This is a genomic window from Acinetobacter legionensis (assembly GCF_048551735.1).
In the GTDB taxonomy this organism is placed as follows: domain Bacteria; phylum Pseudomonadota; class Gammaproteobacteria; order Pseudomonadales; family Moraxellaceae; genus Acinetobacter.
Genome location: NZ_JBIMBV010000014.1, coordinates 45,682 through 66,800 on the forward strand (window position 1 = coordinate 45,682; position 21,119 = coordinate 66,800).

Here is a 21,119-nt window from a genome sequence, read left to right on the forward strand (position 1 = left end):
AAAATGGCTGAAGGAAAAGTACTTACAGGCGCAGGATTGCGCGGTCAAGTTGCAGGTAAAACAGCACTTTCTACAGTAGGTAAGAGTGGCGCAGGCTTAACTTATCGTGGTTATGATGTGCAAGACCTTGCGGAAAATTGCCAATTTGAAGAAGTTGCATATCTTATTTTCTTTGGTGAATTGCCTACAGCAGAACAGTTGGCGACATATAAAGCCAAATTAAAATCACTTCGCCAGTTACCACTAGCTTTAAAAGAAGTGTTGGAGCGTATACCTGCTGATTCACACCCAATGGATGTGATGCGTACAGGTGTTTCAATGTTAGGTAATCTGGAAACTGAAAAATCATTTGATCAACAGCAAGATGTGGCAGATCGTATTCTGGCAACTTTGCCAGCGATCATTTGTTATTGGTACCGTTTTAGTCATGATGGTGTACGTATTGAAGAAAATACTGATGACGATTCAATCGGTGCACAATTCTTGCATTTACTGCGTGGTGAAAAGCCAAATGAATTACATGAACAAGTAATGAATGTTTCGTTAATTCTTTATGCTGAGCATGAGTTTAACGCTTCAACATTTACTGCGCGTGTTTGTGCTTCAACATTGTCTGATATGCATTCGTGTATTACTGGCGCAATTGGTTCATTGCGTGGACCATTGCATGGTGGTGCAAATGAAGCTGCGATGGAAATGATTGAAAACTGGACATCTCCAGAACAAGCTGAACGTGAAATGTTGGGTAAACTTGAGCGTAAAGAAAAGATCATGGGCTTTGGTCATGCGATTTATAAAGACAATGACCCGCGTAATGGCATCATCAAAATTTGGGCTGAGCGTTTAGCAAATGATGTTGGTGATACAGTGCTTTACCCAGTTTCAGTACGCTGTGAAGAAGTGATGTGGCGTGAGAAGAAGTTGTTCTGTAATGCGGATTTCTTCCACGCATCTGCATATCATTTCATGGATATTGCAACAAAACTATTCACACCAATTTTTGTGATGTCTCGTGTTACAGGATGGGCTGCGCATGTAATGGAACAACGTGCTGACAATCGTATTATTCGTCCAAGCGCGGATTATACTGGTCCTGAACTCCGCAAAGTTGTACCGATCACTGAGCGTTCTGCGGCGTAATAAGTTGATCAAGATTGATAAAAGCAGTAAAAAAAGCCTCCTAAGAGGCTTTTTTTACTTGGGAGGCTGACCCGCAGGAAATAAAACCACAGCTTCTTCACGGCTATATCCTTCATCAAAAGGTAAGCTGAGTGATTCAAAGGTAATCAGCACCCCTTTGTTTTTTGGCAGTTCAAAAGCCTGTTTAAGTTTAATCTCTGGACTGTAACTGGTTAAATTCTGTTGAAGACTTTGATATTGCGGAGTGGATATTGTAAATATCGAGCCATAAATTGTTTTAAATGGGGCAGAGCTTTGAGTATCAGAAGATCTTTGTTCGAGTAGATTAACATTAACGTCTTGAAGCACGATATTTTTAAGTGGTTTAAGCTGAGTCTTTATGTTTAAAAGTTTTTGCTGGAAGGCTTGTTGATCTGTAATACCTGTAAAATTTTCATCGTATTTGAGAAGATCATAGCGTTTTTCACTCAGTGAATAGCGATAAACTCTTGGAATCTCATAGCTTGCTGAATTTTCAAGAATTAAAACCGCTTTTTTATTTGAATCATAGCCGAGGACTTCAAGTGAAATATTGCTATAACTTTTTGCAAAAGCGAGAGAGCTAAAACTGAATAAGAGCGTCGATGTGATTATTTTTAACACGATTTATCCTCATTATTTTATTGGTAAGAGCAAAACAGCATCTTCAATATCATAACCCGTTTCCTCAGGGATTCCGAAGTATTTGACAATAACTAACATCTTATTCTGATGTGGCACGACGTAATTCTGAGTGATTTTTATTGTTTTAGCATATTGCACAGCTTGTTCATTTTTACTTTTTAAAGAAGCTGTTGTAACTTTGTATATGGTTTTATATTGAGGAACCTTTTGGGATGGATCATGCCAAGCAGGAATGTAATGAGTTTGATTTTTCACCATTTGAATTTTTGCTTTATTGGCATTTCCTGCGAGTAAAGGTATTAAACGCTTTTTAATTTTGTTTAGATCTTTTTCAAACTGGATACCATCTTGATCATAGTCAATTTTATGCGTTTTGGGATTGATATATAAGGATCGCACTTCGATCAGATGATCTGGTATTTTGCTGTTGAGCTGATAATAATATAACTGCGGCAAGCGTCCACGCCCATCTTCATAATGTCGTAACAGATAAAGTTTTTGTTGTTTTACTTCATAACCTAATACTTCTATTGTTTGTCCACCACCGACAGTTGCATAACAATGTAATGACGTTGTAAGGATAGTGGTGGTGATTATATGTTGTAGAAATTTCATCCGCAAATATTCTTAATATGTTTTAATGTATCTTGCTTAAATATTGTTTAGATTAAAATGGTGTTTGAGTAAAAATAAATGACAATACAAACTTAAATAAAATACTGAAGAATAAAAAAGCACATGATTAGGCTTCTTTTAATTCCATAAATACTAGATATAACAAAAGGAGATCGTATTGATCTCCTTAATTAAACTTCGCTTACGAATAATTAAAAATGTTCAGCAGTTGCTAAATTCCACATTCTAAAATAGAAGTTTTCTTCATCTTTATTTTCACAACTGAGCAATTCGCCGTCTTTCATCCAAAAGTGCAATTGAGCATAGTTCTTGATTTCACGGTCATTGACTCGTTGTGCTAAATGATGTGCTTTAATCTCAGCAGGATGTTGTAAACCAGCTGCAGCAATCATTTCCGCGAGCGCTTTTAAGGTATTTTTTTGGAAACTAAACACTCGGTCTGCTTTAGATGGCACATCAAGTGCTTTTTGACGTTCTTTGTTCTGCGTTGCAACGCCAACAGGACATTGGTTGGTATGACAACTTTGTGCTTGGATACAACCCACTGCAAACATAAAGCCACGTGCGGAATTGACCCAGTCGGCACCCATAGCCATAGTACTGGCAATATCAAAGGCACTAATAATCTTACCACTTGCACCAATCTTGATTTGAGAACGTAGACCTGCGCCAATCAAGGTATTGTTTACAAAAAGCAAGCCTTCACGTAAAGGCGTACCCATATGATCTATCAGTTCAATAGGGGCAGCACCTGTACCGCCTTCGGAACCATCAACCACGATAAAATCTGGAATGATTTTAGTCAGTAGCATAGCTTTTACAATACTCATAAATTGCCAAGGCTGCCCAATACACAATTTAAAACCAACTGGTTTGCCGTTGGATAGCTCACGTAATTGCTGAATAAAGTGCATCATTTCAATAGGATTGCTAAAAGCAGAATGTGTCGCTGGAGAAATACAATCCACGTCCATAGAAACACCGCGTATTTCGGCAATTTCTTTGGTGATTTTATCTTTGGGAAGGATACCACCGTGCCCTGGTTTTGCTCCTTGTGACAGTTTGATTTCGATCATTTTGATCTGTGGCAGAGCTGCTTGTTGTTTAAATTTTTCAGGATCAAACTTACCATCTAGAGTACGGCATCCAAAATAGCCACTAGCAATTTCCCAAACAATATCACCACCTGGTTCCAGATGATAAGGGCTTAAGCTCCCTTCACCTGTATCATGATAAAAGTTACCTTTTTTTGCACCAGTATTTAAAGCAAGAATAGCATTTGCACTCAAACTACCAAAACTCATCGCTGAGATATTCATAATCGAAGCACTATAAGGCTGTGAGCATTGATCATTACCAATACTAATTCTAAATGTATTAAAATCAGCAGGTGTTTTGGGTGTCATCGAATGGGTTAAAAAACGATAGTCATCTTGATAGACATCAATAATTGAACCAAAAGGCTTATCTGCATTTTCATTTTTAGCACGTTGGTAAACTAAACTTCTTTGTGCACGTGAAAAAGGTAAGGCATCATCATCAGATTCAATGAAATATTGACGAATTTCAGGACGTATATCTTCAAAGAAAAATCGAAAATGTCCCATTAAAGGGTAATTTCTTAAAATAGAATGTTGTGTTTGGATGATATCGGCAAAGCCAATTGCGGCCAGTATGGATGAAATAATCCAAGCTAAATTCAGTACAGTATCTGAAAAAAAGTAATAAATATAATGACCTTCGTTAAAGAAAATAATCCAAGTCAAATATAAAGATATAAATATACATAGGAACCAAACAGAATAACGGGAGAAAAAAGTATTGAGAAGTTGATGTCGAATTGCTTGAGCAGGACTTGCCATGAAGTGAATATCTCATTCTTTATATAGCGCTAAATTGCCCAAATTGATGAAAAAGCTCAAGTAATGATTTGTTAGACTTGAGAATGGTTCTAGATTAATAATTGAAATATTTATTTTCTAAACAATATGAGTTAATTTAACTGAAATATTTATTCAATATGCGATGAAAACAAAAAGGAATCGAAAATGTTTGAAGAGTTTCTGACAAAATTGTTAAACCCTAGTATCAGTTTTTTAGCCATTTATGTTTCTGTGATCGTTATCATTGCGTATATCGGGCTGTTCTTCCAGTTTTTTAAAATTAAAAATCTAAAGCAGGAAAATGAGACGTTAAAACATCAGCTAAGTTCTCAAGCTCACTCAAATATCAGCCTGAGCAAGGGTGAAGAAATTATTTCTTAAAATTATGCTGAAAGTAAATTGATAGAAATAAAGCCTGAATTTTCAGGCTTTATTGGATAAGTTTTAATTATTTAGCTTTGAAATTTTGACAGTAATTATATGATCAACCTTACTTCTGATGTGGAACAGGAATTATTAACAGCAATAGACAACTATAAAGCCATTGCTGAAGTGCTTATTGATAAATTAATTACAGAAACAGACCAACCTGAAAAAGTAAAAATTAACGCGGGACACTATTACGAAATACAAGATGCTGATTTTTTAAATGGACAAAAAACGCTATCGGGAGATTGGTCTTTTTTTGTGCATGGAGAGCATTGTATGTTTGAGAATTTAATAACAGGGCAAATTCTTGAAGTTTCGCTTGGAAACAAAGAAAGTATTGGTAATCTTGATCCATATTTTTTTTATAATTTTCTTAAGACAACAGTTGAATTCAATCACTTAACAAAATACTTCGTTAATCCCTTTAGTAGTACTTTAGACTTTTTTGAAAAACTTGAACGACAAAAAATATTGATAATAGATTTCGGAGTTTATCGAAAACTATGAGTATAAAACAGTCTGATAAAAGGACAATAAAGTCACAGCAAAGTCTTCATCTCTAGTGGGATGAAGTGTTTACTTTTCTAATGCCTATGAAAATTTATACTTTAGCAGAACTGAAGTGACTTAAACTCAATACTTCGGTTAAGTCCTCAAGCTCACTCAAATATCAGCCTGAGCAAGGGTGAAGGAATTATTTCTTAAAATTATGCTGAAAATAAATTGATAGAAATAAAGCCTGAATTTTCAGGCTTTATTTGAGTGTTATTCTGTTAGATTGCGAATTTTATTCGTCAGTGGGAACAAGCATCAAGATAGATTCATTCAACAATCCAGCAATGTCTTCTAATATTTCATCATCAGACAATTCATGATTGAGTTTGACACTTTGTCCATCTGCAATCTGCTTTAAATGTGGTGCAAATTGTTCAGAAATACAGATCGATTCACCATTTGCCCAGAATAATAATTCACGATCCTGTTCAAGATAAATTAATCGAGAGGCTGGCTCAATTTGTAGTAAATAGCCTTGTTCAAGAACTTCTGCTATATCGCCAGTGCCAATCGCTTCAGCATCTGGAATATTTTCAGGGTACTTTGCTTCAGCCATTAAACTCATAATGGCATCTTCTAACACTTTAGAATTATTTAATTTCGCCAACAATTCAGCTTTTAAATAATCGAGTTCAGCTTGTGTTACTTGCCCAATCGGGGTTTGTTTATTTCGCAATATGTCGAGAAGCGGATTGCGTAGTTGTTGATCTTCGATAAATTTATCGCTGACACGATCCATCATGTCGGCAATATTTGGCATACGGAAACCAAAAGAGTAGGTTAGGCAATCGTCTTCTGCTACTCCGTAATGCGACAATCCTGGTGGAACATAAAGTAAATCGCCTGGCGCTAAAACTTCATCAAAATGGATCTCCATTTCTGGAAGTAGCTTTAACGGCTGTCCTTCGACAAACTCAGATTCAGCATCACACATTTGTCCAAGTTGCCAACGACGATGTCCATATCCTTGTACAAGAAATACATCATAAAAGTCAAAATGCTGACCTACAGAGCCACCTTTAGCAGCATAAGAGACCATAATGTCATCACGACGCCACTGTGGAATAAAAGGAAATTTCTTCCAAAGTTCAGCTAAATCAAATGAATAATGATCTACAGCTTGAATCAATAAAGTCCAAAGCTTTGGCATTTTCTGAAAATCACCTTTGATGAGTGGTGATGATTTTACTGACCATTGATTTGGATCTTTGTCTTTTTGCTTAATTAGGCGTGCTGTGATGTTTTCATCCAGAGCAAGCTCCATGACATCGTCTGGAACAAGGATATTGGCAATTTCAGGTAAAGCGTTACGAACCAATAATGGTTTTTTTTGCCAGTATTCTGAGAGGAATTGTTCAGCAGTAATTCCGCCAAGAATATCTAAAGGTAGGGACATGAAAATAGCCTAAGCAAATTTGAATCTATAATACGGCTATTGTCTTATGAGATGACAGGTGGTGCAAGTATTTGTAAATTTATTCAAAATATATTTATATAAAAACAGCCCTGCTTTTTGAAAAATTAAAGGAGTTGTAAATTCATGATTTTAAAAAATATCTTATAATATATCCGAGATTTGCCTAATTTAAAAGAAAGCATTTTCAATTGGGTTGAGGAATATAGATTTTTTCCTATTTCGTATTATTCTGATCCAAAAAAAGAAATTGCAGACAAAACACTTTTAGTATTGCGTTCGTATCGATAATTGATTATCTAGGGCAAAAATATTTCTATTCCAACTTGGGTGGTGAATGAAGCGCAAGTGAATGATTTTAGTGAGGCGCAATTAAATCAAATTGGGTTAGAGTATTTAAACAAGATGATTCTTGCTTTTGAGTTGGTCTTGATTGGGGACTGCTAAACAGAATCTAAGGCTAAGATTAAAGAAGGGTTGATGTTATTTGCAACGCATTATCAGGATTTATGGGATTAACTCAAAAAGTCTTCATCCTTTTTAATGCATGAGCAAATAACACAAATCCCATGTAATTATGGAAATTTATAATAAGATCGAGCTTATTATACAGTGTGGAAATTAAGGTAGCGGGATTCCCAACTTCCTTAAAATTCCACATAACTGAATCATTGGCATACCCATCAAAGTGGTTTGGTCTTGCCCAATCATTTGCTCAAATAAACCAATACCAAGACTTTCACACTTAAAGCTACCCGCACAATGCAGAGGTTGATCAATTTCGATATAACGCTCAATTTCAGCCAAAGTTAAGTCACGAAATTTAACATGATAATGCTCGACCAAGGTTTGTTCAAAACCAGAAGCTAAATGTTGCACACTTAAGGCAGTACTAAAAAAGACATTTTTGCCTGAATTGGCTTGTAGCTGTTGAATGGCTTTTTCTACAGATAAAGGTTTACCAATAAAATCTTGTGGTGCATGTTCACGCCAAGCCACCTGATCTGACCCAATCACAATGGCATTTGGATGGTCTTGTACAATGACTTGAGCTTTTTCAAAAGCCAAGCGTTTAGCCAAATCATCGGCATGAGATTCACCCCGTGGTGATTCATCGATTTCAGGTGAAATACAATGATAGTCTAAGCGTAAACGATTCATTAAATCTTTACGGGTTTGGCTCGATGAAGCCAAAATAATTTCATGGTGATTCATCTTTGAATAATTCATGCCTAGTTATACTGCATATTCCATCAAGAGATCTAAGGGAACATACGCCAAAACTGCTTGATGACAGGCTTGTAGTTTTACACGAGGTGCCATGTCATTTTGATAGGCCTCAACCCAACGCGTCACACATAAACACCAAAAATCACCAGGTTGTAGTCCCGGAAAGCCGTGTTCTGGCAGTGGTGTAATTAAGTCATTTCCTACTTTTTGTGAAAAATTTAAAAATTCTGAAGTCATTTCAGCGCATACAGTGTGCTGACCAAGGTCGGTTGTTGCTGTATGACAGAAACCGTTACGAAAATAACCTGTGATTGGAGAAAAACAACAACTTGCTAAAGGTTCACCTAAGACATTTAAACCATTGATTTTAGGATCGGGATGAAAAGACATAAGCGTATAGAATTTAAAAGTTCGCCCTATAATAATCAAATCTCAACTTTTCTACAGCTTTTCTACAAAAGTATCTAACCTTTTTTTGTGTAATCATTTAGAATCAACGCGATTTTTAATATCTATAAGAGAGCTATACATGAATTTTCAGCGTATGACTGACCTCGATTTAGCAGGCAAGCGTGTACTTATTCGTGAAGACTTAAACGTACCTGTTAAAAATGGTGTGATTACAAGTGATGCACGTTTACGTGCTGCATTACCGACAATTAAATTGGCACTTGAGAAGGGTGCTGCGGTCATGGTGTATTCTCATCTTGGTCGTCCCGTTGAAGGTGAACCAAAAGCGGAACAATCATTAGCTCCTGTTGCTGCTTATTTAACTGAGGCACTTGGTCAAGACGTTAAATTATTCACAGATTATTTAGATGGGGTTGAAGTTGCAGCAGGCCAAGTTGTATTACTTGAAAACTGTCGTTTCAATGTGGGTGAAAAGAAAAATAATGCTGAACTTTCAGCAAAATATGCAGCACTTTGTGATGTTTTTGTGATGGATGCATTTGGTACAGCGCATCGTGCAGAAGCATCAACTGAAGGCGTAGCACGTTTAGCAAAAGTCGCAGCAGCGGGCCCTTTGCTTGCAGCTGAATTAGATGCTTTAGGTCGTGCGCTGCAAACACCAGAAAAACCAATGGTCGCAATTGTTGCTGGTTCTAAAGTTTCTACTAAGCTTGATGTTTTAACTTCACTTTCTGATATTTGTGATCAATTGATCGTTGGTGGTGGTATCGCCAATACATTCTTAGCCGCAGCTGGTTTCAATGTCGGTAAATCCTTGTGTGAAAATGATTTGATTGATACAGCTAAAGCGATTGCAGCAAAAGTATCTGTTCCACTTCCAACAGATGTTGTTGTAGCAGATGCTTCTGCAATCGATTTTGCAGATTTCTTAGGTTCATTAGCAAATGCTAAAGCAACAGTAAAAAAAGTTGAAGATGTTGCAGACAATGACATGATTTTGGATGTCGGTCCTGAAACGGCGAAAGCTTTTGCTGAAATCTTAAAAACGTCTAAAACGATTCTTTGGAATGGTCCAGTTGGTGTGTTTGAAGTGGATCAATTTGGCGAAGGTACAAAAACACTTTCTTTAGCGATTGCTGAATCTGAAGGATTCTCTATTGCTGGTGGTGGTGATACTTTGGCTGCAATTGATAAATACCATGTTGCAGACAAAATTGGTTATATTTCAACTGGTGGTGGTGCATTCCTTGAATTTGTTGAGGGCAAGACACTTCCAGCTGTAGCGGTATTGCTTGAACGTGCTTAATTGAAAAATTATTTTAATTATGACGTTTATATGAAAGGCTGACCTCGTGTCAGCCTTTTTTATCTGAGAGATTCATTTTAAAGTAATAAAAATGAAATATAACTGCAATAAACTAGATCAAATCCAATCACCAACACTGGGAAATGTGATGAAATTTAAATTTACACTTGCAGCACTTCTTATTGCTCCTTTGGCATTTACTGCATGTTCTAAACAAGAAAAAGCACCAGCCTCAGAACAAACATCTTCTTCTGAAGCTGCTTCAGCAGAATCAGCAAATACATCTGCAGAACAACAAGCTGTGATTGATGCGCTTGATCAGCCTGTTTTGGATGAAAAAAATACAGATGTAGCTGCTGAAAAAGCAAATGCTCCAGCAGATGCAGCTACACCAGCGACTGAAGAAGAAGCACCTAAAGCTCAATAATCTTTCTAAATGTTGTTATTTGTTAAAAGTCCCCGCAAACGCGGGGATTTTTTATGAAATAGTCAATATTGTTGCTGAATTGAAATAAAGCAACATGTAGAATATGGGGCATTACTTGGGAGGATATTATGGCTCTTATCTCATTGCGCCAACTCTTGGATCATGCCGGTGAACATAGTTACGGCGTTCCAGCGTTTAATGTGAACAACTTAGAACAAATGCGCGCAATTATGTTAGCCGCTGACGCAACAAATTCACCTGTAATTGTGCAAGCTTCTGCTGGTGCACGAAAATATGCAGGTGCTCCATTTTTACGTCATTTAATTTTAGCTGCAATTGAAGAATGGCCACATATTCCAGTGGTAATGCATCAAGACCACGGTACAAGCCCAGATGTTTGTCAACGTTCGATCCAGCTTGGATTTTCATCTGTAATGATGGATGGTTCTTTAGGTGCAGACGGTAAAACACCAACGTCTTATGAGTATAACGTTGATGTAACACGTCGTACTGTTGAAATGGCACATGCATGTGGTGTTTCTGTAGAAGGCGAAATTGGCTGTTTGGGTAGTCTTGAAACAGGTTTGGCTGGTGAAGAAGATGGTGTTGGTGCAGAAGGTGTACTTGATCATTCTCAACTTCTCACTTCTGTTGAAGAAGCTCGTCAATTCGTTGCAGATACCAATGTAGATGCTTTAGCAATTGCAGTCGGTACTTCTCATGGTGCGTACAAGTTTACTCGTCCACCTACAGGCGATATTTTGGCAATTGACCGTATTAAAGAAATTCATGCGGCGCTTCCAAATACTCACCTTGTTATGCATGGTTCAAGCTCAGTACCACAAGAATGGTTAGCGATCATTAACCAATATGGTGGTGACATCAAAGAGACTTATGGTGTTCCAGTTGAACAGTTGGTTGAAGCAATTAAGCATGGTGTACGTAAAATCAATATTGATACAGATTTACGTTTAGCATCTACAGGTGCAATGCGCCGTATGATGGCTGAAAAACCAAGTGAATTCGACCCACGTAAATTCTTCGGTGAAACGGTTGAAGCAATGAAACAAATCTGTGTAGATCGTTATACAGCATTTGGTACTGCGGGTAATGCAGACAAGATTCGCCCAATTTCTTTAGAAAAAATGGTTGATCGTTATAAATAATCTTTGATGGTTGTTGATCACCCAAAAGCCCACTCATGCTAGTGGGCTTTTTCTTGAATCATAGGAACTCGGTTTCGCATAAATTTTGCAATGATTGGTGAGATAAGAAGTAAATTATGGAACTCATATTTTTAGCAGCACTTTGTAGTGTGCTGGTTTCAATGCTTTTAAAATGGGCCAAACAAAAAGGTTTTGATGCATTGCAAATGATTGCTTGGAATTATGCAATCGCCAGTGTATTGAGCTATATTTGGTTTAAGCCTGATTTGGCTCATATTTCAATCTCAAATACACCGTGGTGGTTGATTCTTGGTTTAGGTGTTGTATTACCCAGTATTTTTTTATGCTTAGCAAAATCATTACATAGTGCAGGAATTTTAAAAACTGAAATTGCACAGCGATTATCTGTGGTTTTATCATTATTGGCTGCATATTTTTTATTCCAAGAACAATTTAACCAATTAAAAATGCTTGGTATCGGTTTGGGTATCGTGGCAGTTTTATGTATTGTACTTTCTCAGTCGAGTCCATCAAATTCATTACTCAATCAGAAAGGTATCCTTTCTTTACTCAGTGTTTGGGTGGGTTATGCTTTGGTTGATGTTTTATTAAAATATACAACCAGCCTTGGTTTACAGTTTCCTGTTACATTAACCTTGATGTTTATCTGTTCATTCCTATTATCTGTAGGTTATTTACTGATTCGAAAAACTCAGTGGAAGCTTCAGAACTTTTTTGCTGGTTTGGCGTTGGGGATTTTAAATTTTGCCAATATTGCTTTATATGTCAAAGCGCATATTTTATTAAAAGATTCTCCAGCGATTGTTTTTGCAGGGATGAATATCCTTGTGGTGTTATTTGGAGTAATTGCAGGGCTGTTAATTTTTAAAGAAAAGCTTAAAGTGATTACAGCTCTAGGACTGGTTTTAGGTTTGGCTGGAGTGGTATGTTTAGCCTTGGCAATATAATGATTTAAGAGAATGAAAGATTAAAATGATAAGAATACTATTCATAATACTGGGTACATTTATCATGATAGATGTTTTTGCAGCTAATTTAACATTGGTGAAGACTGAACAAGAAAAAGGAGATCGCGATAATCCTTCCATGACGACTTATACCTATAAAGCAATATCTCCTTTAGTTGTTGAGTATTTATATGGATATGATGCAGATTATGGTGAGAATAATTTAAAAATTCAATTTTTAGATCAAGATACTCAAGGAACATATTTAGGTCATACACGTTTTTTAGTTGATGATGAGTCAAAAAAATACGTTAAATTATTAAAATTACCCAGTGTTCCGTTAAAACATGGATGCTTTTATCAAGCTCAGGCAGAGATTTTTCTTGATGATGTTTTCGTTTCTAGAAATGATTTAAGCAGTTCATCATCTGGGAGTGCTTTTATTAAGAATATAAAACCATTATCAGATGTAAAATTAAAGTGTGATATATATTGATGTTGATCACTTTACAATAAAATTAAACGGTAACTTTATTGATTAAATTGGTGGATATGAGATGGATGCATTTGAACAATTATTTATTCATTTAGATTTACAACTAAATAATATTCGCTTAGTACCATTATCTCTTGAACATGAGCAAGGACTTGCTGAAGCGTGTCGTGATGGTGAATTGTGGAATCTACGAATTACCTCAACACCACATTACACAGAAGTTAAAAATTATATTGAAAAAGCATTAATACAAAAAGCACAAGGTAGTCGTTATCCCTTTGTTGTCATAGAGCAAAGCTCAGGGAAAGTCTTGGGAACGACTAGTTATCACGATATTTTATTAAACGTAAAACGTTTTGAAATCGGCTATACATGGTATGCACAATCTGTACAGAGGACTCATGTCAATACAACTTGTAAACTATTACTATTAGGTTTCGCTTTTGAACAACTTCAAGCCAATACCGTGGCGTTGCGGACTGACCAATTTAATTTTAAAAGCCAAAAAGCCATTGAACGTTTAGGTGCTAAAAAAGATGGCATTATTCGGGGCGATCAAATGCGTAAAGATGGCACGATTCGAGATACAGTGTTGTACAGTATTGCTCAAGGTGAGTGGAACAATGTAAAAGCACATTTACAAGACATGTTGGCACACTATAAAAAATAACTATTTTATTGAATTTTATTCGATTCAAGGGCATGCAAATGCCCTTGAAATCATTTGAAAGATCGTCATGGTGATTTCATATTTTGATCATAAAACTTTCAAACATAGCGGACAATGGAGGAGCATTCTTTACAATGGTGTAATTGCTATGAATCAAGATATCTTTTCAACGCATACATCATTACAAACCCATCAAGTGCAGCTTTCACCACTACAAATAGAACATGAAAATGCTTTAATTGAGGTATGTAAAGATGGCCGATTGTGGGAATTAGAATATACATTAGTTCCACATTATTCTCAGATCAAGGATTATATTGCCAAGGCACTTGAACAAAAATCTTTGGGAATACACGTACCTTTTGTTGTTTTAAATCAGCGGAATGGTCGTATTGTAAGAACCACCAGTTTTCGCGATTTGATTTGGGAGGTGCGCCGTGGTCAGATTGGCTATATATGGTATGCAGAATCAGCACAGTGCAGTCATATCAATACCCGTTGTAAGTTATTATTACTTTAGTAAGCATTTGAAAAACTACCAGCCAACTCGGTTGTATTAAGGACGGATATTCGCAATGTTAAAAGTCAAGGCGCCATTGAGCGTCTAGGTGCGCATTATGATGATGTGCAACATCAAGATGAGCTACGAAAAGATGGAACTGTTCGAGATACTGTTATATACAGCATAATCAAAGATAAATGGCAGGGCATTAAACAGCATTTAAGCCAGTTACTTAGCCAAAGCTATAAGCTTTAACTTATAAGGTTTAATTATGTATTTAACTACAATCTATATGTAAGCGATGTTGTTGGCAATGAATGCATTGAAACAGATAGCCTGTTAAATCACCGTCGATACTGAGGTGATCTTGGATAAGCTCTACTGGATAACCATTTTCTTCGATATCGGCTTTAACCTCATCCCAAATTGGTTTAAGCCTTTCACTATCCGCATAAGCGATAAACTGACATGGTTCATTGCAATGCACGAGCCAAACTTCTTGTTGCCAACTATGATAACTTGGCGTTTTGAAGCAGATTTCATCTAAAAATTCAGGGTTGATTTTTTCGGATGGAACATTTGGGTTTGAAGAAATACCTTCAATGCCACAATAGTCATTGTATTCTCCATCGTATTTTTGCGCTGCTGCACCATTGGCAATACACCACGGACAGATATACTCGGGTTCATCTACACTATAAAAAGAACTTACGTACTTTAAATCACGTTGTTGATTGCAAATCGAACAAATACCGTCTTCTTTTTTAAACAGATCAAGTGTGTATGCGTTGGGATGATATTTAAACTGAGGATAATCCATATTTTTGATTCTTCTAGGTAAAGATTTTTAAGTATTGAATGCTAACAATAAAATTCTACACGAAAACTTTCAATCAGTTCAGGTGGAACGCGTGTTGTTTGTCCATTGGTACGCATAAACAATTCGCCTTTGTAATACAACGGACGGTCCGATTTATTACATTTAAAGACCAATATGGTTTTTCCTTGAATCTGTATTTCTTCTAGTGTGGTATAAATATTTGAAATTTTGTTACTTTCGTGTGCCAGTTTATCAATCAAACTCCGCTTCATTAAGTCGAGTGAATTATTAAAGTGTTCCGCAAGTTCATTTTCAATCCCTACAATGGTTAAATCATCAGCAATACCTATAAAGACATAGCCATTGCGGGTATTCATAAATGCAAAGCAGGCTTTGACCCATTTATCTGATTTGCGGTTGGTTAATAGGTCTGTGGTACGTTCTTTAAATTCAATCCGTTGATTTTCACCCAGTTGAATTAAATTAAAATAGTACTCTGAACAGGAATTTTGCCGATAATGATTGAGTGTGGTTTTAATTTTCTCTAATGATTTATATGCGGCAACAGTTTCTAAATTATGAATATCTTGCCATTGGTAAATTAATTTAATCTTTAGATCGTTTGTTAAGTTTGGATCAGCAAGGTATTCAAAGCTCAAATTGAGATATTGTAAAATTTCTGTGTAAATAGCATGACTGGCAATTGGAATGGAAATTTTATTAAAAGTATTTCTAATTTTTTCTAAATTTTTGTGAAATTCAAAAGCTTCTTGGTAAAAGCTTAAATATTTAAACTCATTTAAAATATGTTCATAAGGGCGATGAAATGAGTTAGGAAACAGTTGCTTGGGCGGTATATGGATATATTTTTCAATCTGTTGGAAATAATATCTTAAGGTTGGATACTTTAAGGCCTGATCAATATTGATTTCAAATTTCTCAGAAAGTGGCTTAGTGGTATAAGCTTGAAAAAACAGCAGGGTTTGGATTTCTTTGTATTTCTTGGGGTAGTCATGCCAATGCGTTTCTAGAAACTCATTAAAATTCTTAAATTTATTGGTGAGATACATGTTCAAATCCATAGCAACACCTTTGATCCTCTATTGTTTGGTGTTCGGTATTTACAACAAATATGTCATCAGACTATTTATATATAGTTATTTATAAGTTAATTAAGTCAGGAAATAAAGCGTAAAACTTTAAATCGGATCGTGAAAGTTGTTAGAAAATATAACAAATATTTCAATTTGGTGAATAGCGCATTTGACTGCTTCATTTCGTCATTAATCGATAATTTGCGGAATCGCTAAACTTGGATTTTGGATAAATGATGCTAATCGTTCTTTTAATGAGGTGGCTCGTTCAGGAACAGCATCAATTGCAATCTCAGCGAGCCTCTTGACCAATTGTAAATCACCAGCTGCAGCAGCCACATAGCAGAGGGTACACATGTGTGCGGGATGTAAGGGATTTATACAGGCCTGATGCGCTTTCTTGAGAAAATCTTCAGGCCAATGTGCTAATTGATTAAAGAAATTTTGGCTTTGACGATTCCACTCAGATATTAGAAATTGCACCATTTCGTTGGCATCTTGTTCATTTGAGGTATATGACCAGTCGTTGTCATGATCATTGATCAAATAAGGCAGGATCGAACTACGCCATGCACAATCGAAATCACGCATTTTTTCAATATCTAAAGCGTTACCTGTACATCGCATAACATATTCACCTAATGTGATGAGGTGAATACAGAGATTAACTTGAAAACAATGTCTTTTAATGGAGTGTTGTATATCGACGATTCGAATAACTTCCCCCTCAACCTGTCTAAATACATCGCCTTTTTTTATAAAGCCCTGTGCTTTTAAAATGGGATAAAACTGGCTTTGTAATAGTTTGGAAATGACTTTTTTATCCATTCGATATATCCATGGTAGAGGCTAGCATTGCCATAGAAATTTAGCAGTTTTACCCTGAGGGCAATCAAATAGGTAGGCGGAACCTCCTCCACCAAAATTCATCTCAGTTCTATGATCAGGTCCGGTCTCTAGTTGAGCAACAAAGCGCATAGGCTTTTGGCAGCAATCACATTCAGGTGTTTCATCATTTTGCAGCCACTCAGCTGAGCCAGAAAGCTGACCTAAAATTTCTCTCTTGGGTCCTTGCCAAAGTTCACGTGATTGTGAATATTCTTCTTGCGAATCTTGGAAAATCTTGGCGCCATATTCCGTTTCACGTAAGGTATTTTCAGGTTCTAAAGGTTGGAATTTTTCAAGAGCATGAATCTCTGTAATGACAATCACTTTATTACCACCACCATCTGCATCCCAGTCATCACACATCCCCGGATCTTGGCTACACATAAAGATCAATTCTAAACCGAGATCAGTTTTTACTTTGCCAAGGTATTGCATTGCACCATCACAATTTGTGCAGCAAGGCCATTCAACCTGTAAGCCAATTGTTTTAACAGGAAGACCACCAAAAGAGGTTTGATCAAGGTGTTGTGAGACTTGGTCTAAAATTAAAAGTTGAGTCATTGTTATTCCCTATTTTATTTATATTTTAATTAAGCTAGTTAGATCTTAACTGTGTACAACATATCCAAAGATTCCAACCAAATTGCTATTCTGGGTTAAGCCCAATGCAAGTCGAGGCAAGACACAACCTGTAATGATTGTTCCTTTCGGGTAATCATCAGAATCGATTTGTTCTAAAAGTGCTGAGTCTCCAATCCGAACAAATGCACAGTCGATAAAATCGTGTTGTGCTGCAAACCAATTTATCATCTTGTGCCAAGGTTGAAAATATTCTGCTGGAGATTCTTCACCATCTTGTTCAACTTCTTTCCACCACTGTGTATTTGTTGTAAGCGGTTCAGTCGTAATGTTCGCCAAAGGAAAAATAGTATTGGCAAAGTATTGTTGAATCAGCTGAGGCGTAATTTTTTGGCTAGCTGAGTTTTGTGAATGCATGATATAAAAATCTTGAAAATAATCACCCGAGTTTGAACCCATACCAACTTCAACATTTGTCATGATATTGGCGATTTCAGCGCGTAGTTTTTGACAAATTTTTAATTCATCGGGATCAATTTCATGCTGCAATGGGATATTGTGCTTTGAGATAGAACCATCATTATAAACGCTAGTAAAGCGCGAAATAATATTGTTAGGCCATTCATCTGTATCAGCACCCACATCATAATTCTGCATACATTCAGATAATATTTTTAATCTTTCTTCACTTAACGCTAGTTTTGTACTCATGGTTTTGCCAAATTTAATTATAAATCTTAATCATATAAACGGTAAATTCCAGTAAAGCGCTCACAGCCTTTTTGTGTTGTTGTCACAGACAAAATTGCTTTTTGGAAATTAAGCACATATTTACAGTCATGTTCATTGTCCAAAATTTGATTCTTTTTTTCAGGCGTGGTGTAAGCCAACAATGAGACGATTTGACTATCTTTACGGTTATTGGGATTTCGATAGGCGATGCCTTCAACTTTAATCCGATCTTTAGTCAGTTGATGGATTTGTAAATGGGCGGGTTGCTTCGAAATTTTACCATGTTCATATTTGATGAAATGTTGGGTTAAACTTTGATTCATTGAGGTGTAAAAATTTAAGTCTTCTAGGCGAATATCGAACTGTTGTTTAAAACAATCGTTGCTTTTACATTGGCTTAAACGGTTGAGCCACAAACGATGCGTATCATTGATTAAGCGTATTGGTGCGTCTGTGACCAGATATGCAGTGAGATAGCTCTCATTCAATTGAGCGCGTAGTTCACTATACTGTGAACCACATAACTTTTTTAAAAGTGATGAATCTTGATGCTTACAGTCAAGAGGCAGGGCATAAACAGCTGATGTACTGATACAGCTCAAAATGAGACCAGACAAGAGTGTTTTAATTTGATTAAATTCTGTATTCAACAGCATGATCGCTTATACTTTCACAATGTTTGCATACGTACTATAGCGAAAGAGAAAGTACGAATACAAGATTTTTAAATTTTAAAAACTGCAAAAGGAGCTAAGAATGATCATACCGATTCGTATTGGGCAGGGAATGGATGTACATGCTTTTGAAGAAGGTGATTTTGTAACTTTGGCAGGCGTTCAAATTCCACATACGCATGGTTTAAAAGCACATTCTGATGGTGATGTTGTGTTACACGCATTATGTGATGCTTTATTGGGTGCATTGGCTTTAGGGGATATTGGACAGCATTTCCCAGACACAGATGCTGAATTTAAAGGTGCGGATAGCCGTAAACTTTTAAAACATGTTTATCAATTAATTTTAGACCGTGGTTATAAATTAAATAATGCCGATATTACTGTGGCATGTGAACGGCCTAAATTAGCCAAACACAATTTGGAAATGCGTCAAAGTATTGCAGATGTGTTAGATGTTGATGTGACTCAAATTAGCGTTAAAGCAACAACCACAGAGAAATTGGGTTTTACTGGTCGTCAGGAAGGTATTTTATCCACTGCAACAGTCTTAATTTCACATTTAGCAAAGTAATTATTTTTACAGTTTAGAACTCTTACTTATCTATCTGCTGAGAAATAATGATGAAGTGGTAGATAAGTTTTGATGTTTTCTAATTTTAAAGCGTTATAGTCAAATTTTACATACAAAAAAAGCCCTTTAAAGGGCTCTTTTTACATGCAAAAATTAGTTAGCTAACGCTTTAACTTGTGCATTCAAGCGGCTCTTGTGACGAGCAGCTTTGTTTTTATGGATGATACCTTTATCCGCCATACGGTCAATAACTGGAACTGCAGCTTTATAAGCTTCAGTTGCGGCAGCATATTCACCAGTAGCGATAGCAGCGATTGTGCGTTTGATATAAGTACGTACCATTGAACGCAAGCTTGCGTTGTGTTTACGTGCTTTAACGTTTTGACGAGCACGTTTTTTTGCTTGAGCAGAGTTTGCCACTCGTGCACTCCTTGAATTAGATGGGTCTGGGCGGGCTGAAACCACATCTGAAAACCACATCAGAGGATTATCACCAGCCCGTAAACAAGTGCCATATTGTGATTAAAGAGGCCAGTAAAGTCAAGTGTTGACATGCTTTGACAACATTTTTGTTGAAGAAAAATTTGAAATAAAACGTTAGATTAGTAATAAATCTAGGAGATTGTTTAAAAAATGACTAATTCGATAAAAAATGCGATTGTGATTGGAGCAACAGGTTTAGTGGGACAGCGTCTCATTGAGCAGCTCAATTTATTGGCTAATTGTGAAAAAATTACAGTTGTTGTGCGACGAGAAAATCCAGACTTTTCAAAATTTAAAAAAGTTGAACAATTTGTATTGGATGACTTACTTCTACTCAATGATCAAGATGTCAGCGGTTACACTCATGCATTCAGTTGTTTGGGAACGACCATTAAAAAGGCAGGTTCTAAAGAAGCTTTCTATAATATTGATTTTGAGATCAATGCACATTTTGCAGATTTATTTGAAATGACTGAAACTCATTTACTTTTAGTCAGTGCGATGGGGGCAAAAGCCAGCTCGCCAATTTTTTATAATCAAGTCAAAGGTGAACTTGAGGACTATATACAAAAGTTGAACTTATATCGTTTTTCTATTATTCGCCCATCATTACTCCTTGGTGATCGGAATGAAAAGCGATTCTTGGAAGATGTAGCGCAAAAGTTATATGGTAAATTTTCGCATTTGGTACCCAATTCTTTTAAATATAAGCCAGTGACAGCACAACAAGTGGCTCATACTATGATCGAGGCTGCTCAAACACAAACTCAAAAAATTGAAATTTATGATAATTTACGTATACAAAATAGCAAATAATGGAGTGATAACGTGACTAAAGTACCTTTTGTAACTTGTGATTTATTAGATGATCACCCAGACCAAGACATCCAAACCCTGATTCCATCTCTCGATGGCAAATTTTTTAAAAGTTATGGAGCTCGTAAAACCTTTGGTGGTCAAATCGTGACAGTCAAGTGTTTTGAAGATAACTCACGAGTGAAAGAGTTACTTGCTACAGATGGAACAGGCAAGGTTTTGGTTGTCGATGGTGGAGCATCCATGCGTTGTGCCTTGATGGGTGACATGATTGCTGAATCAGCGGTTAAGCATCACTGGAATGGTGTAGTGATTTATGGCTGTGTACGTGATGTAGATGCACTAGTTGAACTTGATCTAGGCGTTCATGCATTGGCTACAATTCCACAAAAAAGCAATCGTAAAGGCATAGGTGAGGTCGATATTCCTGTGTATTTTGGTAGTGTCACTTTCAATTCTGGTGAATTTATCTATGTAGATAACAATGGAATTGTGGTTTCAAAAGAAAAATTAGTGGATTTATAAAAAGCTTTATTTAAGCGAAAACAATCATCTAGGGGGTA

26 protein-coding genes are annotated in these 21,119 nt (G+C 36.4%); 13 read left to right on the forward strand and 13 right to left on the reverse strand.

Annotated features, from left to right (window positions below):
* The first annotated feature begins 3 nt into the window (after positions 1-3).
* Complete coding sequence (gene prpC, locus ACG9ZL_RS13515) at positions 4-1,140, forward strand: bifunctional 2-methylcitrate synthase/citrate synthase (protein ID WP_336951373.1); 1,137 nt, start codon at positions 4-6, stop codon at positions 1,138-1,140.
* 54 nt (positions 1,141-1,194) lie between these two features.
* Here prpC and ACG9ZL_RS13520 read toward each other — a convergent pair whose 3' ends face one another.
* The 3 genes from ACG9ZL_RS13520 to ACG9ZL_RS13530 form a co-directional block, all read right to left on the reverse strand.
* Positions 1,195-1,782 carry a hypothetical protein gene (locus ACG9ZL_RS13520; RefSeq protein ID WP_336951371.1) on the reverse strand — a complete coding sequence of 196 codons (588 nt, stop codon included), beginning with the start codon at positions 1,780-1,782 and terminating at the stop codon, positions 1,195-1,197.
* 12 nt (positions 1,783-1,794) lie between these two features.
* A complete protein-coding gene (locus ACG9ZL_RS13525; RefSeq protein WP_419360401.1) occupies positions 1,795-2,418 on the reverse strand; it encodes a hypothetical protein in 624 nt (207 codons plus the stop codon).
* A 212-nt stretch (positions 2,419-2,630) separates the two neighbouring features.
* Positions 2,631-4,301, reverse strand: a complete 1,671-nt coding sequence (locus ACG9ZL_RS13530; RefSeq protein WP_419360402.1) for an FMN-binding glutamate synthase family protein — start codon at positions 4,299-4,301, stop codon at positions 2,631-2,633.
* A gap of 186 nt (positions 4,302-4,487) precedes the next feature.
* Here ACG9ZL_RS13530 and ACG9ZL_RS13535 point away from each other — a divergent pair, with 186 nt between their 5' ends.
* On the forward strand, positions 4,488-4,703 hold the full coding sequence (locus tag ACG9ZL_RS13535; RefSeq protein WP_419360403.1) for a hypothetical protein: 216 nt from the start codon (positions 4,488-4,490) through the stop codon (positions 4,701-4,703).
* 99 nt (positions 4,704-4,802) lie between these two features.
* Positions 4,803-5,258: a DUF6896 domain-containing protein gene (locus tag ACG9ZL_RS13540; protein ID WP_419360405.1), complete on the forward strand. Its 456-nt coding sequence runs from the start codon at positions 4,803-4,805 to the stop codon at positions 5,256-5,258.
* A gap of 280 nt (positions 5,259-5,538) precedes the next feature.
* On the opposite strand, the gene ACG9ZL_RS13545 is transcribed toward ACG9ZL_RS13540, so the two are convergent.
* The 3 genes from ACG9ZL_RS13545 to ACG9ZL_RS13555 form a co-directional block, all read right to left on the reverse strand.
* Complete coding sequence (locus ACG9ZL_RS13545; protein ID WP_419360407.1) at positions 5,539-6,702, reverse strand: ribosomal protein uL16 3-hydroxylase; 1,164 nt, start codon at positions 6,700-6,702, stop codon at positions 5,539-5,541.
* Between the two features lie 639 nt (positions 6,703-7,341).
* Positions 7,342-7,935: a Maf family protein gene (locus tag ACG9ZL_RS13550; protein ID WP_419327545.1), complete on the reverse strand. Its 594-nt coding sequence runs from the start codon at positions 7,933-7,935 to the stop codon at positions 7,342-7,344.
* Between the two features lie 21 nt (positions 7,936-7,956).
* Entirely contained in the window at positions 7,957-8,340 is a 384-nt protein-coding gene (locus tag ACG9ZL_RS13555) for a DUF2237 family protein (RefSeq protein WP_004720680.1), read from the reverse strand.
* A 139-nt stretch (positions 8,341-8,479) separates the two neighbouring features.
* On the opposite strand from ACG9ZL_RS13555, the gene ACG9ZL_RS13560 reads away from it, so the two are divergent.
* The 7 genes from ACG9ZL_RS13560 to ACG9ZL_RS13590 all read left to right on the forward strand — a co-directional run bounded on the left by ACG9ZL_RS13560 (position 8,480) and on the right by ACG9ZL_RS13590 (position 13,914).
* The gene (locus ACG9ZL_RS13560) at positions 8,480-9,667 is read left to right on the forward strand and encodes a phosphoglycerate kinase (protein WP_336951360.1); all 1,188 of its coding nucleotides are present in this window, start codon (positions 8,480-8,482) and stop codon (positions 9,665-9,667) included.
* Positions 9,668-9,815: 148 nt separating this feature from the next.
* Positions 9,816-10,094: a hypothetical protein gene (locus tag ACG9ZL_RS13565; RefSeq protein WP_004821354.1), complete on the forward strand. Its 279-nt coding sequence runs from the start codon at positions 9,816-9,818 to the stop codon at positions 10,092-10,094.
* A 128-nt stretch (positions 10,095-10,222) separates the two neighbouring features.
* Entirely contained in the window at positions 10,223-11,260 is a 1,038-nt protein-coding gene (fba, locus tag ACG9ZL_RS13570; RefSeq protein WP_004720677.1) for a class II fructose-bisphosphate aldolase, read from the forward strand.
* A gap of 116 nt (positions 11,261-11,376) precedes the next feature.
* Entirely contained in the window at positions 11,377-12,228 is an 852-nt protein-coding gene (locus ACG9ZL_RS13575; protein ID WP_336951357.1) for an EamA family transporter, read from the forward strand.
* 64 nt (positions 12,229-12,292) lie between these two features.
* Positions 12,293-12,724: a hypothetical protein gene (locus ACG9ZL_RS13580; RefSeq protein WP_336951355.1), complete on the forward strand. Its 432-nt coding sequence runs from the start codon at positions 12,293-12,295 to the stop codon at positions 12,722-12,724.
* A 61-nt stretch (positions 12,725-12,785) separates the two neighbouring features.
* Positions 12,786-13,394: a GNAT family N-acetyltransferase gene (locus tag ACG9ZL_RS13585; RefSeq protein ID WP_336951353.1), complete on the forward strand. Its 609-nt coding sequence runs from the start codon at positions 12,786-12,788 to the stop codon at positions 13,392-13,394.
* 148 nt (positions 13,395-13,542) lie between these two features.
* Positions 13,543-13,914: a GNAT family N-acetyltransferase gene (locus tag ACG9ZL_RS13590; RefSeq protein WP_419360409.1), complete on the forward strand. Its 372-nt coding sequence runs from the start codon at positions 13,543-13,545 to the stop codon at positions 13,912-13,914.
* A gap of 259 nt (positions 13,915-14,173) precedes the next feature.
* On the opposite strand, the gene ACG9ZL_RS13595 is transcribed toward ACG9ZL_RS13590, so the two are convergent.
* The 6 genes from ACG9ZL_RS13595 to ACG9ZL_RS13620 form a co-directional block, all read right to left on the reverse strand.
* Positions 14,174-14,716 carry a CbrC family protein gene (locus ACG9ZL_RS13595; protein WP_336951351.1) on the reverse strand — a complete coding sequence of 181 codons (543 nt, stop codon included), beginning with the start codon at positions 14,714-14,716 and terminating at the stop codon, positions 14,174-14,176.
* Between the two features lie 41 nt (positions 14,717-14,757).
* Positions 14,758-15,798, reverse strand: coding sequence for an AlbA family DNA-binding domain-containing protein (locus ACG9ZL_RS13600; RefSeq protein WP_419327494.1), 1,041 nt, complete (start codon positions 15,796-15,798; stop codon positions 14,758-14,760).
* A 201-nt stretch (positions 15,799-15,999) separates the two neighbouring features.
* Positions 16,000-16,638 carry a DUF4304 domain-containing protein gene (locus ACG9ZL_RS13605; RefSeq protein ID WP_419360411.1) on the reverse strand — a complete coding sequence of 213 codons (639 nt, stop codon included), beginning with the start codon at positions 16,636-16,638 and terminating at the stop codon, positions 16,000-16,002.
* Positions 16,639-16,659: 21 nt separating this feature from the next.
* Positions 16,660-17,259 (reverse strand): hypothetical protein, encoded by a 600-nt coding sequence (locus ACG9ZL_RS13610; RefSeq protein ID WP_224965442.1) that lies wholly within the window; start codon positions 17,257-17,259, stop codon positions 16,660-16,662.
* Positions 17,260-17,304: 45 nt separating this feature from the next.
* The gene (locus tag ACG9ZL_RS13615; RefSeq protein ID WP_419360413.1) at positions 17,305-17,988 is read right to left on the reverse strand and encodes a hypothetical protein; all 684 of its coding nucleotides are present in this window, start codon (positions 17,986-17,988) and stop codon (positions 17,305-17,307) included.
* A gap of 26 nt (positions 17,989-18,014) precedes the next feature.
* Positions 18,015-18,665 carry an A1S_1983 family putative colistin resistance protein gene (locus tag ACG9ZL_RS13620; RefSeq protein ID WP_004720662.1) on the reverse strand — a complete coding sequence of 217 codons (651 nt, stop codon included), beginning with the start codon at positions 18,663-18,665 and terminating at the stop codon, positions 18,015-18,017.
* A 100-nt stretch (positions 18,666-18,765) separates the two neighbouring features.
* On the opposite strand from ACG9ZL_RS13620, the gene ispF reads away from it, so the two are divergent.
* On the forward strand, positions 18,766-19,257 hold the full coding sequence (gene ispF / locus ACG9ZL_RS13625; protein WP_004720660.1) for a 2-C-methyl-D-erythritol 2,4-cyclodiphosphate synthase: 492 nt from the start codon (positions 18,766-18,768) through the stop codon (positions 19,255-19,257).
* 153 nt (positions 19,258-19,410) lie between these two features.
* Here the strand turns inward: ispF and rpsT are convergent, their stop codons facing one another.
* The gene (rpsT, locus tag ACG9ZL_RS13630; RefSeq protein WP_004720657.1) at positions 19,411-19,677 is read right to left on the reverse strand and encodes a 30S ribosomal protein S20; all 267 of its coding nucleotides are present in this window, start codon (positions 19,675-19,677) and stop codon (positions 19,411-19,413) included.
* A 213-nt stretch (positions 19,678-19,890) separates the two neighbouring features.
* Here rpsT and ACG9ZL_RS13635 point away from each other — a divergent pair, with 213 nt between their 5' ends.
* Together ACG9ZL_RS13635 and rraA are read left to right on the forward strand one after the other, a co-directional pair.
* A complete protein-coding gene (locus ACG9ZL_RS13635) occupies positions 19,891-20,556 on the forward strand; it encodes a Rossmann-fold NAD(P)-binding domain-containing protein (RefSeq protein WP_419360414.1) in 666 nt (221 codons plus the stop codon).
* A 12-nt stretch (positions 20,557-20,568) separates the two neighbouring features.
* Positions 20,569-21,081 (forward strand): ribonuclease E activity regulator RraA, encoded by a 513-nt coding sequence (rraA, locus tag ACG9ZL_RS13640; protein WP_419360416.1) that lies wholly within the window; start codon positions 20,569-20,571, stop codon positions 21,079-21,081.
* The last annotated feature ends 38 nt before the right edge of the window (positions 21,082-21,119 follow it).

Coding starts and splice junctions, on each gene's coding strand:
- prpC (WP_336951373.1), top strand. CDS start 4: ATGGCTGAAGGAAAAGTACTTACAGGCGCAGGATTGCGCGGTCAAGTT.
- ACG9ZL_RS13525 (WP_419360401.1), bottom strand. CDS start 2,418: ATGAAATTTCTACAACATATAATCACCACCACTATCCTTACAACGTCA.
- ACG9ZL_RS13530 (WP_419360402.1), bottom strand. CDS start 4,301: ATGGCAAGTCCTGCTCAAGCAATTCGACATCAACTTCTCAATACTTTT.
- ACG9ZL_RS13535 (WP_419360403.1), top strand. CDS start 4,488: ATGTTTGAAGAGTTTCTGACAAAATTGTTAAACCCTAGTATCAGTTTT.
- ACG9ZL_RS13540 (WP_419360405.1), top strand. CDS start 4,803: ATGATCAACCTTACTTCTGATGTGGAACAGGAATTATTAACAGCAATA.
- ACG9ZL_RS13545 (WP_419360407.1), bottom strand. CDS start 6,702: ATGTCCCTACCTTTAGATATTCTTGGCGGAATTACTGCTGAACAATTC.
- ACG9ZL_RS13550 (WP_419327545.1), bottom strand. CDS start 7,935: ATGAATCACCATGAAATTATTTTGGCTTCATCGAGCCAAACCCGTAAA.
- ACG9ZL_RS13555 (WP_004720680.1), bottom strand. CDS start 8,340: ATGTCTTTTCATCCCGATCCTAAAATCAATGGTTTAAATGTCTTAGGT.
- ACG9ZL_RS13560 (WP_336951360.1), top strand. CDS start 8,480: ATGAATTTTCAGCGTATGACTGACCTCGATTTAGCAGGCAAGCGTGTA.
- ACG9ZL_RS13565 (WP_004821354.1), top strand. CDS start 9,816: ATGAAATTTAAATTTACACTTGCAGCACTTCTTATTGCTCCTTTGGCA.
- fba (WP_004720677.1), top strand. CDS start 10,223: ATGGCTCTTATCTCATTGCGCCAACTCTTGGATCATGCCGGTGAACAT.
- ACG9ZL_RS13575 (WP_336951357.1), top strand. CDS start 11,377: ATGGAACTCATATTTTTAGCAGCACTTTGTAGTGTGCTGGTTTCAATG.
- ACG9ZL_RS13580 (WP_336951355.1), top strand. CDS start 12,293: ATGATAGATGTTTTTGCAGCTAATTTAACATTGGTGAAGACTGAACAA.
- ACG9ZL_RS13585 (WP_336951353.1), top strand. CDS start 12,786: ATGGATGCATTTGAACAATTATTTATTCATTTAGATTTACAACTAAAT.
- ACG9ZL_RS13590 (WP_419360409.1), top strand. CDS start 13,543: ATGAATCAAGATATCTTTTCAACGCATACATCATTACAAACCCATCAA.
- ACG9ZL_RS13595 (WP_336951351.1), bottom strand. CDS start 14,716: ATGGATTATCCTCAGTTTAAATATCATCCCAACGCATACACACTTGAT.
- ACG9ZL_RS13600 (WP_419327494.1), bottom strand. CDS start 15,798: ATGGATTTGAACATGTATCTCACCAATAAATTTAAGAATTTTAATGAG.
- ACG9ZL_RS13605 (WP_419360411.1), bottom strand. CDS start 16,638: ATGGATAAAAAAGTCATTTCCAAACTATTACAAAGCCAGTTTTATCCC.
- ACG9ZL_RS13610 (WP_224965442.1), bottom strand. CDS start 17,259: ATGACTCAACTTTTAATTTTAGACCAAGTCTCACAACACCTTGATCAA.
- ACG9ZL_RS13615 (WP_419360413.1), bottom strand. CDS start 17,988: ATGAGTACAAAACTAGCGTTAAGTGAAGAAAGATTAAAAATATTATCT.
- ACG9ZL_RS13620 (WP_004720662.1), bottom strand. CDS start 18,665: ATGCTGTTGAATACAGAATTTAATCAAATTAAAACACTCTTGTCTGGT.
- ispF (WP_004720660.1), top strand. CDS start 18,766: ATGATCATACCGATTCGTATTGGGCAGGGAATGGATGTACATGCTTTT.
- ACG9ZL_RS13635 (WP_419360414.1), top strand. CDS start 19,891: ATGACTAATTCGATAAAAAATGCGATTGTGATTGGAGCAACAGGTTTA.